The 17,427-nt window shown below is 29.9% G+C and carries 19 protein-coding genes; 1 reads left to right on the top strand and 18 read right to left on the bottom strand.

Features of this window, described 5'->3' with window-relative positions:
* Nucleotides 1-4: 4 nt before the first annotated feature.
* The 17 genes from ylqF to BQ9840_RS01540 form a co-directional block, all read right to left on the bottom strand.
* On the bottom strand, nt 5-847 hold the full coding sequence (gene ylqF / locus BQ9840_RS01620) for a ribosome biogenesis GTPase YlqF (RefSeq protein WP_077367416.1): 843 nt from the start codon (nt 845-847) through the stop codon (nt 5-7).
* 107 nt (nt 848-954) lie between these two features.
* Nucleotides 955-1,302, bottom strand: a complete 348-nt coding sequence (rplS, locus tag BQ9840_RS01615; RefSeq protein ID WP_077367414.1) for a 50S ribosomal protein L19 — start codon at nt 1,300-1,302, stop codon at nt 955-957.
* Nucleotides 1,303-1,404: 102 nt separating this feature from the next.
* Nucleotides 1,405-2,142, bottom strand: coding sequence for a tRNA (guanosine(37)-N1)-methyltransferase TrmD (gene trmD, locus BQ9840_RS01610; protein WP_077367412.1), 738 nt, complete (start codon nt 2,140-2,142; stop codon nt 1,405-1,407).
* Complete coding sequence (gene rimM, locus BQ9840_RS01605; RefSeq protein WP_077367410.1) at nt 2,139-2,642, bottom strand: ribosome maturation factor RimM; 504 nt, start codon at nt 2,640-2,642, stop codon at nt 2,139-2,141. The genes trmD and rimM overlap by 4 nt, the downstream gene beginning before the upstream one ends.
* A 50-nt stretch (nt 2,643-2,692) precedes the next feature.
* The gene (locus BQ9840_RS01600; RefSeq protein WP_077367408.1) at nt 2,693-2,923 is read right to left on the bottom strand and encodes a KH domain-containing protein; all 231 of its coding nucleotides are present in this window, start codon (nt 2,921-2,923) and stop codon (nt 2,693-2,695) included.
* A 19-nt stretch (nt 2,924-2,942) separates the two neighbouring features.
* Nucleotides 2,943-3,215: a 30S ribosomal protein S16 gene (gene rpsP, locus BQ9840_RS01595; RefSeq protein ID WP_077367406.1), complete on the bottom strand. Its 273-nt coding sequence runs from the start codon at nt 3,213-3,215 to the stop codon at nt 2,943-2,945.
* Between the two features lie 32 nt (nt 3,216-3,247).
* Nucleotides 3,248-4,588, bottom strand: a complete 1,341-nt coding sequence (gene ffh, locus BQ9840_RS01590) for a signal recognition particle protein (RefSeq protein WP_077367404.1) — start codon at nt 4,586-4,588, stop codon at nt 3,248-3,250.
* The gene (gene ylxM, locus BQ9840_RS01585; protein ID WP_077367402.1) at nt 4,588-4,965 is read right to left on the bottom strand and encodes a YlxM family DNA-binding protein; all 378 of its coding nucleotides are present in this window, start codon (nt 4,963-4,965) and stop codon (nt 4,588-4,590) included. Before ylxM ends, ffh begins: the two co-directional genes overlap by 1 nt.
* A 91-nt stretch (nt 4,966-5,056) precedes the next feature.
* Complete coding sequence (gene ftsY, locus BQ9840_RS01580) at nt 5,057-6,232, bottom strand: signal recognition particle-docking protein FtsY (RefSeq protein ID WP_077367400.1); 1,176 nt, start codon at nt 6,230-6,232, stop codon at nt 5,057-5,059.
* A 20-nt stretch (nt 6,233-6,252) separates the two neighbouring features.
* Nucleotides 6,253-9,831, bottom strand: a complete 3,579-nt coding sequence (gene smc, locus BQ9840_RS01575; RefSeq protein ID WP_159436055.1) for a chromosome segregation protein SMC — start codon at nt 9,829-9,831, stop codon at nt 6,253-6,255.
* 64 nt (nt 9,832-9,895) lie between these two features.
* Nucleotides 9,896-10,984, bottom strand: a complete 1,089-nt coding sequence (locus tag BQ9840_RS01570) for an elongator complex protein 3 (protein WP_077367396.1) — start codon at nt 10,982-10,984, stop codon at nt 9,896-9,898.
* Complete coding sequence (gene rnc, locus BQ9840_RS01565; protein WP_077367394.1) at nt 10,977-11,699, bottom strand: ribonuclease III; 723 nt, start codon at nt 11,697-11,699, stop codon at nt 10,977-10,979. The genes BQ9840_RS01570 and rnc overlap by 8 nt, the downstream gene beginning before the upstream one ends.
* A gap of 61 nt (nt 11,700-11,760) precedes the next feature.
* Complete coding sequence (gene acpP / locus BQ9840_RS01560) at nt 11,761-12,000, bottom strand: acyl carrier protein (protein WP_077367392.1); 240 nt, start codon at nt 11,998-12,000, stop codon at nt 11,761-11,763.
* A gap of 21 nt (nt 12,001-12,021) precedes the next feature.
* A complete protein-coding gene (gene plsX / locus BQ9840_RS01555; protein ID WP_077367390.1) occupies nt 12,022-13,017 on the bottom strand; it encodes a phosphate acyltransferase PlsX in 996 nt (331 codons plus the stop codon).
* 117 nt (nt 13,018-13,134) lie between these two features.
* Nucleotides 13,135-13,314, bottom strand: coding sequence for a 50S ribosomal protein L32 (rpmF, locus tag BQ9840_RS01550; protein ID WP_077367388.1), 180 nt, complete (start codon nt 13,312-13,314; stop codon nt 13,135-13,137).
* 18 nt (nt 13,315-13,332) lie between these two features.
* The gene (locus tag BQ9840_RS01545; RefSeq protein ID WP_077367386.1) at nt 13,333-13,842 is read right to left on the bottom strand and encodes a YceD family protein; all 510 of its coding nucleotides are present in this window, start codon (nt 13,840-13,842) and stop codon (nt 13,333-13,335) included.
* A gap of 72 nt (nt 13,843-13,914) precedes the next feature.
* On the bottom strand, nt 13,915-15,105 hold the full coding sequence (locus BQ9840_RS01540) for an acetate/propionate family kinase (protein WP_077367385.1): 1,191 nt from the start codon (nt 15,103-15,105) through the stop codon (nt 13,915-13,917).
* A 124-nt stretch (nt 15,106-15,229) separates the two neighbouring features.
* Between BQ9840_RS01540 and BQ9840_RS01535 the strand changes: the two genes are divergently transcribed.
* Complete coding sequence (locus tag BQ9840_RS01535) at nt 15,230-16,477, top strand: nucleotidyltransferase (RefSeq protein ID WP_077367383.1); 1,248 nt, start codon at nt 15,230-15,232, stop codon at nt 16,475-16,477.
* Between the two features lie 19 nt (nt 16,478-16,496).
* Here the strand turns inward: BQ9840_RS01535 and BQ9840_RS01530 are convergent, their stop codons facing one another.
* A complete protein-coding gene (locus BQ9840_RS01530; protein ID WP_077367381.1) occupies nt 16,497-17,294 on the bottom strand; it encodes a patatin-like phospholipase family protein in 798 nt (265 codons plus the stop codon).
* Nucleotides 17,295-17,427: the final 133 nt, after the last annotated feature.

Below are 17,427 nucleotides of genomic sequence, written 5' to 3'. Positions count from 1 at the left end.
ATATTTATGGCAACTCTAATGTTATTCTACCAATTCTGCCTTTTCTAAAATCATCTATAATAATATTACTTGTTTTATCAAAATCAATTTCTCCACCTTTTAATATACAGCCTCGCTTTTTCCCGATTTCTTCAAATACCTCTATTGTCGATTTGCCTGATATAGTTATATTATATCTTTCTTCTAATAAAAATGGGCATATAGTTACAAGTTTTTCAATTAATCTGTATGCTAAAGTTTCTATATCTAGTAGCTCATCTTTTATAGCTCCTGTAAAAGCCAAGTTAAGACCAATTTCCTTGTCTTCAAATTTGGGCCATAATATTCCTGGCGTATCTAATAATTCTAAGTTACCTTTTAACTTAATCCATTGATTGCCTTTGGTAACTCCAGGTCTATTTCCTGTTTTAGCTCCTTTTCTACCAGATAAACTATTTATTAAAGTAGATTTTCCTACATTTGGTATACCAACTATCATCACTCTAATAGCTTTATTCTTTATACCCTTCTTTTCTAGCTTATCTCTTTTTTCTTTCATAAGCACATTAGATATACGAATCAAATCATTTATTCCAGTATTATCTAATGAGTTAACTAATATAGATGGTGTTCCACTTTCAGATAACTTCTTTTGCCATTTAAAATTATTATCTGGATTACTTAAATCAGATTTATTTAATATGATAATTCTAGGTTTATTTCCAACTAAAGAATCTATATCTGGATTTTTACTACTAATAGGTATTCTTGCATCTAGTAGCTCATATATAATATCTATCAAAGGTAGACTTTTCTTTATAGCTTCTTTAGTTTTTTTCATATGACCTGGATACCAATTTATATTCATTTAATCACCATCCTAATAAAAAAGGCGTATACTGTAAAGCCTTACTATTGATAAATTTAATACCTATAGACAATAAACAAATATTGGGACTAAATAGTCCCAATACATTAATAGTTTGTTTTCTCTTTAACTTTAGCTGCCTTACCTTGTCTACCTCTTAAGTAATACAATTTAGATCTTCTTACCTTACCTTTTCTAGTAATTTCGATCTTTTCAATCCTTGGAGAATGTAGAGGAAATGTTCTTTCAACTCCAACACCATAAGAAATTCTTCTTACAGTAAAAGTTTCTCTTGCTCCTCCGCCTTGTCTCTTTATAACAGTTCCCTCAAATATTTGAATTCTTTCACGAGTTCCCTCTTTTACTCTGTAATGAACTTTAATTGTATCTCCCACATTAAAAGCAGGAATGTCTTTTTTAAGTTGTTCATCTTCAATCATTTTAATGATATCCATGTCTATACCTCCCTTCTCCCTAGACGTTCTTGTTTCACGAACAGAGGACCGTCCCTTATACCATACGTTGTGTATTATAGCACAAGTATATTTAAATTACAACTAATTTTTTTCATTATTGCTTTCTATAATTTTTTCCAATAATTCTTTTTCCATAGTTGTCATTTCTCTTTTTTCCAAAAGCTCTTTCCTATTTAAATAGGTATTCTTTAGCGATTCATATTTTTTCCACTCTTCTATTTTTTTATGATCCCCAGACAAAAGTATTGGGGGAACCAAATGTCCTCTAAATTCTCTGGGTCTAGTGTACTGTGGATATTCTAAAAGCCCATCATAATGGGACTCTTCCATATATGAATCTTCACTGCTTAAAACACCAGGTATCAATCTAACGATTGAATCTATTAAAACCATTGCAGGTATTTCCCCACCAGTTAAAACAAAATCTCCTATGGATATTACTTCATCAACATAATTTTCTATTATTCTATTATCTATACCCTCATAATGACCACATAAGAGAATTAAATGTTCTTCTTTAGATAATCTATTTGCAAGTTTTTGATTATACACCTTTCCCTTTGGTGATAAGTAAATAACTTTGGAATTATCCTTTTTTATACTTTGTATTGAATCGTAAATAGGCTCTGGTTTCATAACCATACCTGGTCCACCACCAAAAGGATAATCATCTACTCTTTTATGCTTATCTTTTGAAAAATCCCTTATATTTATACAATCCAAATCTAAAATTTCATCTTTTATTGCTCTTCCTATAATACTCCATCCGAAAATATATTCAAATATCTCAGGGAACAATGTTAAAACATCTATTTTCATTCTATCAATCCTTCAATTGGTTCAATAGTTATAACTTTATCTTCAATATCTACATCAACTACAAATTGTTTAACTGCAGGAATTAAATATTCTTTTCCTAATTTTGAATCTTTAACTACATATATATCATTAGAAAAATTAGTCATAACATCTTTTACAATTCCTATACTGTTACCTCTTATATCAACTACCTTGCAACCAATAATATCAAAAATAAAATATGCATTTTCCGGTAACTTTACTTTGTCTTCTGCATCTATATATATATATTCATCTTTGTAACAAATTACTTGGTTGATATCATCAAATTCTTTAAACTTTATTATGACAAAATCTTTTTTGTACCAAGTTTTCTCAATATTAACTTTTGTTTTAGCTTCTCCAACAAATACACTTTTTAATTCATCAAATCTATTTATATTGTCTGTAAGGGGAAATATTTTTAATTCTCCTTTAATTCCATGGGTGTTGGTTATTTTTCCTACTTGGATATAATCCATATTTTCACCTACCAAATTAAGTTAGAAAAAGGGATTAGAAAGCTAATCCCTTACTGAATAATTTCAACAACTACTCGTTTATTTTCCTTAATAGCAGCTGCTTTAACAACGGTTCTAATCGCTTTAGCAATTCTACCTTGTTTTCCAATTATTTTCCCCATGTCCTCTGGGGCTACTCTTAGTTCGATAATAACAGATTGGGTACCTTCAACTTCATTGACTTTAACTTCGTCAGGATTATCTACAAGAGCCTTCGCAATCATTTCTACAAGTTCTCCCACTTATTTCACCCCCTAGGAATTATTCTTGGACATTATTATCACTTAGCTTTTCATAAACACCAGTTTCTTTAAAAAGTCTCTCCACAGTGTCTGTTGGTTTTGCTCCATTATTAAGCCAATTCATAGCTTTTTCATCATCAACCTTTATAGTTTTAGGTTCTGTTAATGGATTATAATACCCAATTTCATCTATAAATCTTCCATTCCTTGGAGAACGGGAATCAGCAACAACAATTCTATAAAAAGGACTTTTCTTTGCGCCCATTCTTCTAAGTCTAATCTTAACTGCCATTTTTTCACCTCCTTTAAAATATCAAACATCTATTAGAAAAAGGGGAATCCAAATTTCCCTTTTTTCTTTATTGTCTTTTCCATATCAGTAAATCTCTTCATCATTTTCTTAGTTTCTTTAAACTGTTTTAATAATCTATTGACATCTTGTACAGATGTACCGCTACCTTTTGCAATTCTCTTTCTTCTACTACTATCTATAATGGACGGCTCTTCCCTTTCATCCTTTGTCATAGACTGAATGATAGCTTGAATTCTAACTAATTCTTTTTCATCTACATCCATTCCCTTTAGCTTCTTAGTATTTACACCGGGTATCATGCCAATTACTTCATCTAATGGTCCTAGATTCTTCATCTGATCAAGTTGATCTAAAAAGTCATCAAATGTAAATTGTTGAGTACGAATTTTCTTCTCTAATTCCATAGCTTTTTGTGCATCAAAAGATTCTTGTGCTTTCTCTATTAAGCTAAGTACATCACCCATACCTAATATCCTAGAAGCCATTCTATCTGGATAAAATTGTTCTAGTTGATCTAGTTTTTCACCCATACCTACATATTTAATAGGTTTATTTGTAACTGCCCTTATTGATAAAGCTGCTCCACCACGAGCATCACCATCAAGTTTTGTAAGAATTACACCAGTTAATTCTAATTTTTCATTAAAGTTATCTGCTACAGTTACAGCATCTTGGCCTGTCATAGCATCTACAACCAAAAGTATTTCTTTAGGATTTACCTCAGATGCTATATTTTTAAGTTCTTCCATCAAAGTATCATCTATATGCAATCTTCCGGCAGTATCAATGATTATTACATCATTACCATTCTTCTTTCCATGTTCAACTCCTGCCTTTGCAATATCAACTGGATCATTCTTATCACCCATAGTAAATACAGGTACTGAAACTCTTTCTCCCACAACTTCCAATTGCTTTATAGCTGCTGGTCTATATACGTCACAAGCTACAAGAAGTGGCCTTTTGTTTTGTTTCTTCAAATTAAAAGCCAATTTTCCTGCTGTAGTTGTTTTTCCTGCACCTTGAAGACCACAAAAAAGAATAACAGTAGGAGGATTAGGAGAAAATTCTATCTTGCTTTCTTTCTCTCCCATTAATAAAGTTAATTCTTCATTTACTATCTTAATTACCTGTTGTCCAGGTGTTAAACTTTCCATTACTTCAGAACCAATTGCTCTTTCTTTAACATCTTTTATAAACTTTTTTACAACTTTAAAATTAACATCTGCTTCAAGAAGTGCAAGCTTAACTTCTCTCATTGCAAGGTCTACATCTTTTTCATTGAGTTTTCCCTTGCTTTTTAATTTTCCAAGAGCATTTTGAAGTTTTTCTGCTAAACTTTCAAATACCATCACATACCCTCCTGGTCATTTTCTAATATTTCCAAAGCAATCATCTGTATGCACTTTGCATTATTCTCACATTTTTCACTATTGATTGATTTTGCAACGCTTTCTATTTCATGGGAATATTTTAAAATGGTTTTAATTTTTTCTTTATTAAAAGTAAACTTTTTAACTAATCCTAATGTATCTTCATATTCATAAAGTCTATTTTCTGCTCGTTTTAGAGTATCATATACCCCTTGTCTACTAATGTTTAATTCTTCACCTATTTCACCTAAAGATAAATCATGTAAGTAATATAGCTCTATAGCTAAGTATTGTCTCTCACTTAAAAGCTTTCCATAAAAATCAAATAGTATTCCAATCTCTACTAACTTTTCCATCGTTATCATCACCATGTATAGAATAATGCTGTCAAGTCATTTACTTGACAGCATTATTCTATTATAAATATATGATTTTGTCAACAAATTTTTATTCAATTAATGCTCTTATAAAACTTTCAACTTCAAACACTTGAAGATCCTCTACTCCTTCTCCAACTCCAACAAGTTTTACTGGCACTTCTAATTCTGACTGCAACGCTATAACTACTCCACCTTTTGCAGTTCCATCTAATTTTGTTAAAACTATTCCTGTAATATCACACACTTCTTTAAAAACTTTTGCTTGAAGTATCGCATTTTGCCCAGTAGTTGCATCAACTACTAAAAGAACTTCTTTTGTTGCTTCTGGAAATTCTCTTTCCACTACTCTAAAGATTTTATTCAATTCATTCATTAAATTTTTCTTATTATGAAGTCTACCAGCTGTATCACATATTAATACATCAGTGTCCCTAGCCTTTGCTGCTTGTATCCCATCATATATAACTGCAGCAGGATCTGAGCCTTCACTGTGAGCTATAATATCAACATGTGCTCTATTTGACCATTCTTGTAGCTGTTCAATTGCAGCAGCTCTAAATGTATCACCTGCAGCTATTAAAACTTTTTTGTCTTGCCTTCTAAGATTGTATGCAAGTTTTCCTATTGTTGTAGTTTTACCTACACCATTTACTCCCACAACTAATACAATAGCTGGTGAAGGTTCAATATTTAATCCCCTATTGTCTTCAACTTTATTAAGTACATCTTTTATCTCCATTTTTAAGAATTCTCTAATTTCATTAGCTTGTGTAGCTTTATTCTCTTTTACTCTTTCTTTTAGATTGTCAATTATGGTCATTGTTGTTTCAACGCCAACATCAGAAGTAATCAATATTTCTTCTAATTCATCAAATAAATCTTCATCTATTTTTCCATAAGATGCAAGAATGCTATCGATTTTGTCTACCATTCCTTTTTTAGTCTTAGCTAAACCTTGTTTTAACTTCGTAAAAAAGTCTACCTTTGGAGCCTCTTCTGGCTTTGAATCTTCTATTTTTTCAACTGATTCTGAAGCCTCTTCAAGTTCAGTATCTACTACTTCTTTCACCTGCTCTGGAACCTCTTCTATTTGTTTTTGTTCTAAAACTTCTTCCGGTTCAAAATCTGGTAATTCTTCTACTGGCATTTGGTATTGTTCTGGTTCTTCAATTACCTTTTCCTCTTCAATCAAATCTACTTCTTCTTTTTTTTTCTTTTTAAATCTATCAAAAAATTTAAACATATTTAATATTCCTCCTTACTTTAACTTACTTTTCCCGAAAATTTATCAGATAACTTAACTGAAACCAATCTACTTACACCTTCTTCTTCCATGGTAACACCATAGAGAATATCAGCTATTTCCATAGTTCCCTTTCTATGAGTTATCATTATAAATTGAGTATTATCTGAAAAATTCTTCAAATAACTTGTATATCTAGAAATATTCGCTTCATCAAGCGCCGCATCAATTTCATCTAGAATACAAAAAGGTGTAGGTCTAGTTTTTAATATTGCAAACAAAAGAGCCACTGCTGTCAGTGATTTTTCCCCTCCTGACAAAAGAGAAAGACTCTGAAGCTTTTTCCCAGGTGGTTGGGCTATTATTTCTATGCCACTATTAAGTATATTTTCTTCATCCATCAAGTAAATATCCGCTTTACCCCCGCCAAACAACTCCTTAAACACTTCTATGAAATTTTTCCTTATAACATCAAAGTTTTCCATGAATTGTTCTTCCATTTTTATTTCCATATCTTTTATAACTTCATTAAGCGATTTTTTAGCTGTCAATAAATCTTCTCTCTGTTTGCTCATAAAATCATATTTCTCTTTAATTCTCTTATACTCTTCTATAGCACCTAGGTTTACAGTACCTAATTCTCTTATATTATCTTTTATTTCTTTTATTTCTCTATTAACAATCTTATTATCGTGAATTTCAATTCTATGTTCAAGAGCTTTTTCGTAATTTAATTCATAATCTTCAAGTAATCTAGTATTATAATTCTCGATTTGAACACTAAACTTTGTATGTTTCACATCTAGTGCACTAAGCTTTTTCTCTAATTGACTTGCTTTTTCACTTATCACTTTAAGTTTTTGTTGCTCTAGTGAAAAATTTTCAATAAATTTATCCTTTTCCATTTTTAATTTATTTAGCTTTTCTATATTATTATTTAAAAGTATTTTAAATTCATCTATCTCCGTTTTTGTATTTGACCTTACTTCCTCAATTCCATCAATTTCGGAGGAGTTTTTATCATGCTCTAAATCTTTTGATTTTATATTAACTAATGTATTTTCATAATCAATCTCTATTGCTTCAACTCTTTCTTTTAGGGAATTTAAGTTGTTTTCAATATCATTAATTTCAATTTTAAAATCAGTTACCTTTAATGCCGTTTGTTCCTTTAACTCCCTTTTCTTTTCAAAGTTCTCAAGCATTTCTTTAATATTTCCTGAAGCTAATTCTTTTCCTTCTTCTAACTGAGTAGCCTCTTTAATTAAACAATTTATTTCATTTTCAATGTTCTCTTTTTCTTCATTTAACTTACTAATTTCACTATTATATTTGTTTATAGATATATTATCTTTTTCTATATCGGATAACAATTTTTGAATTTCATTATTTAAATTTATAATTTCAATATTAATTGATTGAATTTTATCTTCTTCATCCTTAATTCTAATATTTATCTTTTCATTTTCATTTACAATAACCGCCAATCTATCTTCAGCGTTTTTAAGAATAGTTTTTAAATCATTTATCTCCTCTAATAAAGTTTCAATTCTTGTTTTTCTACTTAGAATATTAGTATTGCTTTTAGACATACTTCCCCCTGTTATAGAGCCCCCTTGATTAAGTACATCTCCTTCTAATGTAACAATTCTAAATGAATAGCCATATTTTTTAGCAATTTGAATACCACAATCCATATCCTTAACCACTAGTGTTCTGCCTAATAAATACTCAAATATATTCTTATACTTTTCATCAAACTCTACTAGTTCTGAGGCAATATTAATACCACCTAATTTAAGAATATCAGCCATATTTAAGCTTAGTTTTCTACCTTTTATTGCTGAAATAGGAAGAAAAGTAACTCTACCCATATTATATTGTCTTAAATAATTGATTGCGTCTTTTGCATCTTCTTCTGTATGTGTAACAATATTTTGAATGCTAGAACCTAAAGCGACCTCTATAGCTTTTTCATAGGAATTTTGAACTTTTAAAAGTTCACCTACAACACCAACTATTCCTTGATTTAATCTTGGTTCATTTCTTGAAGCTAAAAGTAAATTCCTAACACTTTTATAATAACCTTCATAGTCATCCTCCATATTTTTCAGCAAATTATAGTTAGATAGTTTCCCTTGTAATGTTCCTCTTATTTCATTAACACTCTTAACTAATGTGCCTTGTTCTTCTTTAAGTATATTTCCTTCTTTTAAATATTTATTTCTAAACTCCGAATGCTGCAATAATTGTTCTTTCTTTTCTCTATCATCAATTAATAACTTATTTTTTGTTTTTTCTTTATATTCTTTATCAGAATCTAACTCTACTATTTCTTTTTCTATCTCTAAAATTCGCTTATTCATACTTTCTTTGAATGAATTTAAGCTATTTACTTTATTCTTTTTTTCTGATATCTGATTAAATATTTCAACAACACTATTTCTCTCTTCATCAATAGACTTTTCCTTTTTATTTATCTCCTCATTGAGTTTTTCTAAAAAGCTTTCCTGTTCTTTACACTTTTCTTTTAAAAGAACTAATTCATTTTCCTTTTCCCTTATTTTATCTATTATTTCATCTTTTTCAGCTAGAAATTCTTTAGACTTATTAATAAGTAATTTTTTTTCATTTTCTAGTCTTTCCTTCTCTTTTGTATAAAAACTTTCATTCTGTTCATATAGAACTAATTTATTCTCATTTCTTTCTATATCACTTTGAAGTGTATATTTTTCGTTTTGAAGCTCTTCTATTGAATTGTCCATATCTTCAATTTGACTTTTAATAGATAAATATTTGTTTTCTATTTTTTCCTTTTCTTCCATATAGATTCTAGCTTGTTCAGTTATAGTCTTTTTATCATTTTCAATTTCTAATAATTCACTAGTAAGTCTATCTATTTCCTTAATAAATAAGCTTACTTCTAAATCTTTAAGTCTATTTGATAGCTTAACATATTCTTTAGCTGTATCTGATTGATTCTTTAATGGTTCCAGTTGTTGTTCCAATTCATATATAATATCATTGATTCTAATAAGATTTTCATTTGTTTTTTCTAGCTTTTTTTCTCCCTCTTCTTTTCTAGCCTTATACTTAACGATACCAGCAGCCTCTTCAAAGATATTTCTTCTATCTTCAGATCTTGTACTCAATATCTCATCTACTCGGCCTTGTCCAATAATAGAATAACCATCTTTGCCTACTCCTGTATCCATAAATAGCTCTCTAATATCTTTTAGTCTGCAAGAATTTTTGTTTAGGTAGTATTCACTCTCTCCAGACCTAAAAATTCGTCTCATTACGGAAACTTCAGAATAATCTATAGGTATAATTCCATCTTTATTATCAAAAGTAATAGTAACTTCAGAAAAGCCTAGTGGTTTTCTCTTATCAGTACCTGCAAATATAATATCTTCCATTTTATTGCCACGCAGTGTTTTAACACTTTGTTCTCCCAATACCCATCTTATAGCATCAGAAATATTGCTTTTCCCACTACCGTTTGGTCCAACTATACCAGTTATTCCATCTTTAAATTCAATTTCGGTTTTCTCAGCAAATGACTTAAACCCTTGAATTTCTAGCTTCTTTAAATGCAAAGCAAACACCTCTTCATCACTTATCTAAAAAGGTTTCCAATTAGGAAACCTGAATACTAAATATTTAAATTAAACTTTTTTTAAGTAAATACTCTTTCATAAATACTTTCTTATCAATTTTATCATAAACCTCACCGTTTTTCACATAGAAAATATTTTTAGGTAGTTCCTTACCAAAAACTTTTACATTGGAAAAATGTTGTTCTTCTTTTAGCCATTTAATATTTTTTGAACCTTGACCAGCAAAATTAGAAATTTCTTTATTATCAATTTCAAAAACTAAATCCTTTGATTTTTGTAAATCATTTTGACTTAAATATTCTTCTAATACTTTTTTGTAAATATTAGATTCTACCAATTGTCTAAAAGAAGGGTGAAAAGGTCCTGCTACAACATCCTTGCCTATAGTTATATTTTTAGTAGGTTGTAAGCCTACTCTAATAACATCAATATCATAGTAATTAAATATCATAAGTAAATCTGTAGAAATATCTACTCCTTCATCCAATGATAATGGCTTATACCTTTTTTCTAAAAACATATCTTCTAGATAAGTATCTTTAATGACTAATGTGGGATAAATTCTTACACAAAAAGGTTCCATCTTTACTATTTCTTTTGCAGTATATAATGCCTTCTCATATGTATCTTTTGGAAGACCAATCATCATCTGGTGACCTAGGTAAAAACCATTTTCTTTAATCAACTTAGATGCTTTGTATACCGCTTCACTAGTATGACCTCTACCACTATGAAACAAAACTTCTTCATCTAAAGACTGAACTCCTAATTCAATAATATCTACACCATATTCCTTTAAAAGAAGAAGTTCTCTTTCATCTATATAATCAGGTCGTGTAGATAATCTAATTCTTTCGACCTTTCCTTCCTTTTTGTATTTATAAGCTACTTCTAAAAGTTCAACTTGTACATCTTTGTCAATTGCAGTAAAACTTCCACCATAAAAAGCAATTTCTAAAAATCTATCTTTCGATGGTATTGTTTTCAAATGTTCTTTTATAATAATATCTGCTTTTTCACTTGTCATAAGAGTTGAAAGTCCTGTAATTCTCTTTTGATTACAAAACACACAATCATGTGGACAACCCAAATGTGGTACAAATATTGGTATTATGTAATAGTCTTTACTCATAATAAACACCCATCCTATTTAAAACTTCTTTTGCTGCCATCTGTTCTGCTTCTTTTTTATTTCTTCCCCATCCTCTTCCACAAACTTCTGAATTAATAATAGCTGACATATAAAACTTCTTATCGTGATCAGGCCCTACTTCTTTTTCAATTTTGTATTCAATTTTAGATTTAGAGGTTTTTTGTAGTGTTTCTTGCAATTTAGTTTTATAATCTGTAAATAAATCTCCTTCTTTTGCAGCTTGTATTATTTCGTTTTCTAGTAAATTGATAACAAACTGTTTAGAAGCCTCTAATCCCCTATCAAGATATATAGCCCCAATAAGAGCTTCTAGGGCATCTGCTAAAATTGAAGTTCTATCTCTACCACCCGTAGCTTCCTCTCCTTTTCCCAACAACAAATAATCACCAAGTTTTAAATTTTTAGCTATATATGCTAATGCAAGTTCACATACTACAGCTGCTCTCAATTTTGTTAAATCACCTTCAGGATAATCAGGGTATTTTTTATATATATAATCACTTACAATTAAACTAAGAACAGAATCCCCTAGGAATTCTAAACGTTCATTATAGCTAATACTTGATTTTTTATGTTCGTTAGCATAGGAACTATGAGTTAATGCTCTATTTAAAATAGTTATATCTTTAAATTTATAATCAATTACTTCCTCAAACTTTGATAAAGATTCAATTCTTTCACTATTTTTCCTCATATTGCTACCCCCAAGAATATTCTTGAGGTCTCGAATCATCGAGACCTATGTATAGGATCACTTATTCCACATCATCAATATGATTTTGGATATATTCAACAGCATCTCCTACAGTTTTCAATTTTTCAATCTCATCATCTTCTATTTCAAGTTCAAACTCATCTTCAAGAGCCATTATTAATTCAACAATATCAAGTGAATCGGCATTAAAATCATCTTGAAACGAAGAATCTTTTTTTATATCATCTTCGTTTACATCTAATTGTTCTGATATAATCTTTTTTAATCTCTCAAGTACCACAATTTACACCTCCTTTCAAAATTAGTTTCTAGAATTATTTATATCTCGTTCTATTGTTTTTATTACTTCTTTTTCTACAAAAATTTTGCCTTGTTTTATTGCATTCTTAAAAGCCAATGCATCAGAACTACCATGGGCTTTTATAACAGGCTTTTTGACACCTAAAAGTGGTGCTCCACCATATTCTCTATAGTCGAACCTATTCTTAAAAGATTTCAACTGTGATTTTAACAACAATGCTCCCAATTTTGAAGAAAAGCTACTTGAAAACTCTTCTTTTAAAGTAGAAAATATTGTTTGCCCGAGACCTTCCGTCAGTTTGAGTATAACATTTCCAACAAACCCATCGCATACCATTACATCTACAACTCCCTCAGGAATTTCTCTTGCCTCAACATTTCCAACAAAATTAATATTTGATCTTTCTAGTATAGAATAAGTTTCTTTAACTAATAGATTTCCTTTTTCTGCTTCAGTTCCAACATTTACAAGTCCTACTTTTGGAGATTTTATTCCTAAAACATTTTCTACATATATTGAACCCATAATAGCAAATTGTTCTAAAAATTGTGGCTTACAATCTATATTTGCACCTGCATCTATTAATAGAGACATTCCCTTTTTAGTTGGATAAACAGTAGATATAGCAGCTCTCTCTACTTTTTCTATCCTTTTTACTAAGAATAATCCTCCAGCAAGAAGTGCACCTGTATTGCCTGCAGATATAAAAGCATCTCCTTCGCCATTATTTAAACTATTTAAACCTATTACCATTGAAGAATTCTTCTTTCTCCTTATAGCCATAGATGGAGAATCATCATTTGTTATCATTTCATCAGCATGTATTATTTGAATCCTATCATCATGGAAATTGTTTTTTGCTAGTTCTTCTTTTAAAATCTTATCATTCCCAACAAGAACTACACTTATGTCATATTCATTTATAGCTTGAATAGAACCTTTAACCACTTCACTAGGTCCTCTATCGCCCCCCATGGCATCAACTATTATCCTCATTTTAACCTCCTGTAACAAAGCAATTTACACTACTGTATTTAATATATATTACATAATATAAAATTGCAACCATAAATAAATGAAAAAGATAGTGATCACTCTCACTATCTTTTATTACTATTCAACGTCGATTATTTCCTTATCTCTGTAATATCCACATGATTGACATACTCTATGTGGTAATTTCAATTCATGACATTGTGGACATTCTACAGCTGACATCCTTGAAAGCCTATAAGCAGAGGCTCTTCTTCTATCTCTTCTTGCTTTTGACACTTTTCTTTTTGGTACTGCCAACGAAAACACCTCCTTAATTTACTTAAATAAATCCTTTAACTTTGCTAACCTTGGATCAATCTCTTCTATAGTACAATCACATTTTCCCTTATTTAGGTCTTTGCCACATTTTGGACACAATCCCTTGCAATCTTCACTGCAAAGAGATTTCATAGGTAAGGACAAAACTATAGCATTCATTATATGCTCAGTTAAATCCAAGATTTCTCCCTCGTAGTTAATAACATCTTCATCTATTTCATCCTCATCGTAATCGTTAGTTTTTTCAATGAGTCTTCCAGATAACACACCCTTTACTTCTTGAGTAAACTGTTTTAAACAACGGGCACAACTTTCAGTGTATTCATAATTTACATAACCACTTAAATAGTCGCTACCATCTACTCTATATACATCAACAGTAACTAAAATTGGTTTTTCAAAAATAATTTCTCTTCCACCAACTTCAATGCTTTCTTTTTCAAGAGTGTTATCAAAGTGAAGGTTAGCAGTAGTTCTATCGAGAAAACCAGTTAAATCAATAATCATAGTTTCACCTCTTAAATCTAACAAGTTTAATTATATAAAGGTGGACTTTATTTGTCAAGAAATATATTGCATTTAAGCTAGTTCTTTAGTATCTCTTGCTATCATTAGTTCTTCATTTGTTGGTACTACTAATATCTTAACCTTAGAACTATCTTTGCTTACAACAGCTTCTTTTCCTCTTATATTATTCTTTTCGCTATCAATTTCAATTCCTATATTCTCTAATCCAGCACATATTTTTTCTCTCATTTCTGCTGAGTTTTCGCCTATTCCTGCAGTAAATACTATTGCATCTGCTCCTCCCATTAATACTGCATAAGCACCAATGTATTTCTTAACTCTATTTACAAATACATCTAATGCAAGTTCAGCTCTTTCATTACCTTTTTCCGCCGCTTCTTCTAAATCCCTAAAATCACTACTTACCCCAGATATACCCAATACTCCAGATTTCTTATTAAGTAGATTATTAACATCTTCAATTGTTAATTTTTCTTTATCCATTAAGAAAGGAATTATAGCTGGATCTAAATCACCTGTTCTAGTTCCCATTGCCAATCCTTCTAATGGTGTAAAGCCCATACTAGTATCTATTGATTTACCATTTTCAACAGCACAAACACTTGCACCATTTCCTAAATGACAAGTAATAATTTTTAAATCCTTTATATCTTTTCCTAAAATCTCAGCTGTCTTCAATGAAACATATTTATGAGATGTTCCATGGAAGCCATATTTTCTCACCCCATATTTTTCATACAATTCATAAGGTAATGGATAAATATAATTTGATTTTGGCATAGTTTGATGGAAAGCTGTATCAAAAACTCCAACCATTGGTGTATTTGGCATTAATTCTTTACAAGCTTCAATTCCCATTATGTTAGGTGGATTATGTAATGGTGCCAAATCTACACAATCGTTTAGAGCCTTCATTACTTCATCATCAATCTTTACAGAAGTTGCAAACTTTTCTCCACCATGTACTACTCTATGGCCTACTGCACTTATTTCATCCATGGATTTTATAGCGCCATACTCTGAATCTACCAATGCATTTAACACTAATTCAAGCACTACTTTGTGATTTTCCATAGGCTTTTCAATAATCACTTCATCTTTTCCAGTTGTTTTATGTTTTATTCTAGAACCTTCTATACCTATTCTTTCTGAAAGACCTTTAGCTAATACTTTTTCCTCTTTCATATCTATTAATTGGTACTTTAATGATGAACTACCACAGTTTATTACTAGAATATTCATTTGTCATACCTCCTTTAATTTAATACAATCCTATTAATCATGATATTATAATTATATTAAAAAATCAACTGTTATAAATTTTGTGTTATAATCTTTATAAATATACTAATTGTGGAGGTATTAAATGAAGGTTGTCAGTTTTATTGTGGAATACAATCCCTTTCATTATGGTCATCTTTACCATTTAAATAAATCAAAAGAAATAACAGGATGTGACTACTCTGTTGCTGTAATGAGTGGTTCCTTTGTCCAAAGAGGTGAACCTTCTCTTATTGATAAATGGAGTAAAGCAAAAATGGCAGTAGAAAATGGAGTAGATTTAGTGATTGAAATGCCTACTATTTATTCTATTCAAAGTGCGGAACTCTTTGCCCTTGGTGGTATAAAACTTTTAAATAGCTTAAATATCATAGACTATATTTCTTTTGGTAGTGAAATAGGTTATATAGAACCTCTAAAAATACTTGCAGAGTTATTTGTAGAAGAACCTAATGAATATAAAAGTTTACTTAAAAAACATTTAGATAATGGGCTATCATTTTCTATAGCTAGAAGTAATGCAACTGTAGAATATCTTAGTAAAAGAAGAAATGTTAAATATGATTTTAAAAACATATTAGAATCCTCAAATAATATATTGGCTATAGAATATTTAAAGATTCTATATAAGTATAATTTTGATATAATCCCAATAACGATAAATAGAGTTGGCCAAGGCTATAAGGAAGAAGATATTTCTAATACTATAGCAAGTGCAACTGCCATTAGAAAAGAATTGTTTAATAATAATTTAGATATAGTAAAAAACAATTTACCTCCTAAAAGTTATAATATATTATTAGACTACTTGCATAGATATCAGTACTTTAATAAATTAGATAATTATTCTAAAATATTAATGTATCTATTGAGAACAGTCGATAAAGAAACTTTATTGCAAATATTAGATATGGAAAATGGCTTAGAAAATAGGCTCATAAAATATGGCTTAAAATATAACAGTATCACGCAAGTAATTGATGAGACAACAACAAAAAGATATCCAAAATCAAGAATTCAGCGAATTTTAATCCAGTTATTGTTAAATCTTGATAAGAAAACTTTTATTAGATTAAATAATTCTTATCCAAATTATATAAGAGTACTTGGAATGAATGAGAAGGGAATGTTTCTATTAAGAAAAATAAAAAGCAACTCAAAATTACCCATAATAAATAGATTCTCTGACTATTATAAGTATAAAAATCCTTACTTAGATGAAATAATTCAATACGATAAAATTGCTACAGATTTATTTTTCTTAGGATTGGGAACCAATCAAATAAACTTGGGAAATAAAGACTTTACAACAAGTCCATATATCAACAAATAAAACACCTGAAGCTACATAATCACTCTGTCAGGTGTTTTATTTCATAAGTATCAATAATTTTTAATATTTCATCCATTTTTTCCATAGCACAATTATATCCTATTTCTGCACACTCCTCTACTCTTTCAAATTGAGAAGAGTCAATATGAGATAGAGATGGTTCCAAAATAACGTCTGCATATATCTTATCTGCTTCAAGTATTCTCTTTGCCATCACATCAATAGATTGTTGCATGATATCAAGAAGATGAAATACTCTGCTATTATAATCACTAAATCCTACATCAACTGCAATGACTATATCAGCACCCATATCCTTAACAACAGAAATAGGTACCCTATCTACAACGCCACCATCTACTAATAATATGCCATTATGCTCTACAGGTTCAAAAAAACCTGGTATTGAAATACTAGCCCTAATAGCCTTAGAAATAGGCCCGCTAGTAAATATAACCCCTTCAGCATTTTTTAAATCTGTAGCTACAATTGCTAGCTTCTTATCAAGATCTTCAATTTGTTTTTCCCCTGTTATAATCCTAAGAATTTCTTCTATTTTTTCTCCTTTTAAAATACCTCTTCTTGGAAATGAAAAATCCATCCATAATTTTTTATCTATTTGTATTGATAAGTTTTTTATCATATCAGGTTTTATTCCTGAACAATATAAACCTCCTATAAGAGCTCCAGCACTACTACCAGAAACCATATCTATGTTAATCCCATGCTCTTCTAATGCCTTCAATACACCAATGTGTGCCATTCCTCTTGCTGAGCCTGATCCTAATGCTAAACCAATTTTAGGTTTGTTAGTCATTTAATCACCTCAATCATTCTTTAAAATCAATCATATTATGTCTTTATTTTAAATATATATGAACAAAAGCTTATATTAAAATTCTTATATTAATAAGAATTTTAGAAAACCATTTATTGTAAAAATGGAGGTA

The organism is Anaerosalibacter sp. Marseille-P3206, from assembly GCF_900155565.1.
Lineage (GTDB): Bacteria > Bacillota > Clostridia > Tissierellales > Sporanaerobacteraceae > FUHM01.
The sequence above is the reverse complement of the archived record's forward strand: the minus strand, read 5'-3'. Positions and strand labels throughout refer to the sequence as shown.

What these genes read in the sequence shown, in the direction of transcription:
- ylqF (WP_077367416.1), bottom strand. Translation starts at nt 847, where the DNA reads ATGAATATAAATTGGTATCCAGGTCATATGAAAAAAACTAAAGAAGCT.
- rplS (WP_077367414.1), bottom strand. Translation starts at nt 1,302, where the DNA reads ATGGATATCATTAAAATGATTGAAGATGAACAACTTAAAAAAGACATT.
- trmD (WP_077367412.1), bottom strand. Translation starts at nt 2,142, where the DNA reads ATGAAAATAGATGTTTTAACATTGTTCCCTGAGATATTTGAATATATT.
- rimM (WP_077367410.1), bottom strand. Translation starts at nt 2,642, where the DNA reads ATGGATTATATCCAAGTAGGAAAAATAACCAACACCCATGGAATTAAA.
- rpsP (WP_077367406.1), bottom strand. Translation starts at nt 3,215, where the DNA reads ATGGCAGTTAAGATTAGACTTAGAAGAATGGGCGCAAAGAAAAGTCCT.
- ffh (WP_077367404.1), bottom strand. Translation starts at nt 4,588, where the DNA reads ATGGTATTTGAAAGTTTAGCAGAAAAACTTCAAAATGCTCTTGGAAAA.
- ylxM (WP_077367402.1), bottom strand. Translation starts at nt 4,965, where the DNA reads ATGGAAAAGTTAGTAGAGATTGGAATACTATTTGATTTTTATGGAAAG.
- ftsY (WP_077367400.1), bottom strand. Translation starts at nt 6,232, where the DNA reads ATGTTTAAATTTTTTGATAGATTTAAAAAGAAAAAAAAAGAAGAAGTA.
- BQ9840_RS01570 (WP_077367396.1), bottom strand. Translation starts at nt 10,984, where the DNA reads ATGAGTAAAGACTATTACATAATACCAATATTTGTACCACATTTGGGT.
- rnc (WP_077367394.1), bottom strand. Translation starts at nt 11,699, where the DNA reads ATGAGGAAAAATAGTGAAAGAATTGAATCTTTATCAAAGTTTGAGGAA.
- plsX (WP_077367390.1), bottom strand. Translation starts at nt 13,017, where the DNA reads ATGAGGATAATAGTTGATGCCATGGGGGGCGATAGAGGACCTAGTGAA.
- BQ9840_RS01545 (WP_077367386.1), bottom strand. Translation starts at nt 13,842, where the DNA reads ATGATTATTGATTTAACTGGTTTTCTCGATAGAACTACTGCTAACCTT.
- BQ9840_RS01540 (WP_077367385.1), bottom strand. Translation starts at nt 15,105, where the DNA reads ATGAATATTCTAGTAATAAACTGTGGTAGTTCATCATTAAAGTACCAA.
- BQ9840_RS01535 (WP_077367383.1), top strand. Translation starts at nt 15,230, where the DNA reads ATGAAGGTTGTCAGTTTTATTGTGGAATACAATCCCTTTCATTATGGT.
- BQ9840_RS01530 (WP_077367381.1), bottom strand. Translation starts at nt 17,294, where the DNA reads ATGACTAACAAACCTAAAATTGGTTTAGCATTAGGATCAGGCTCAGCA.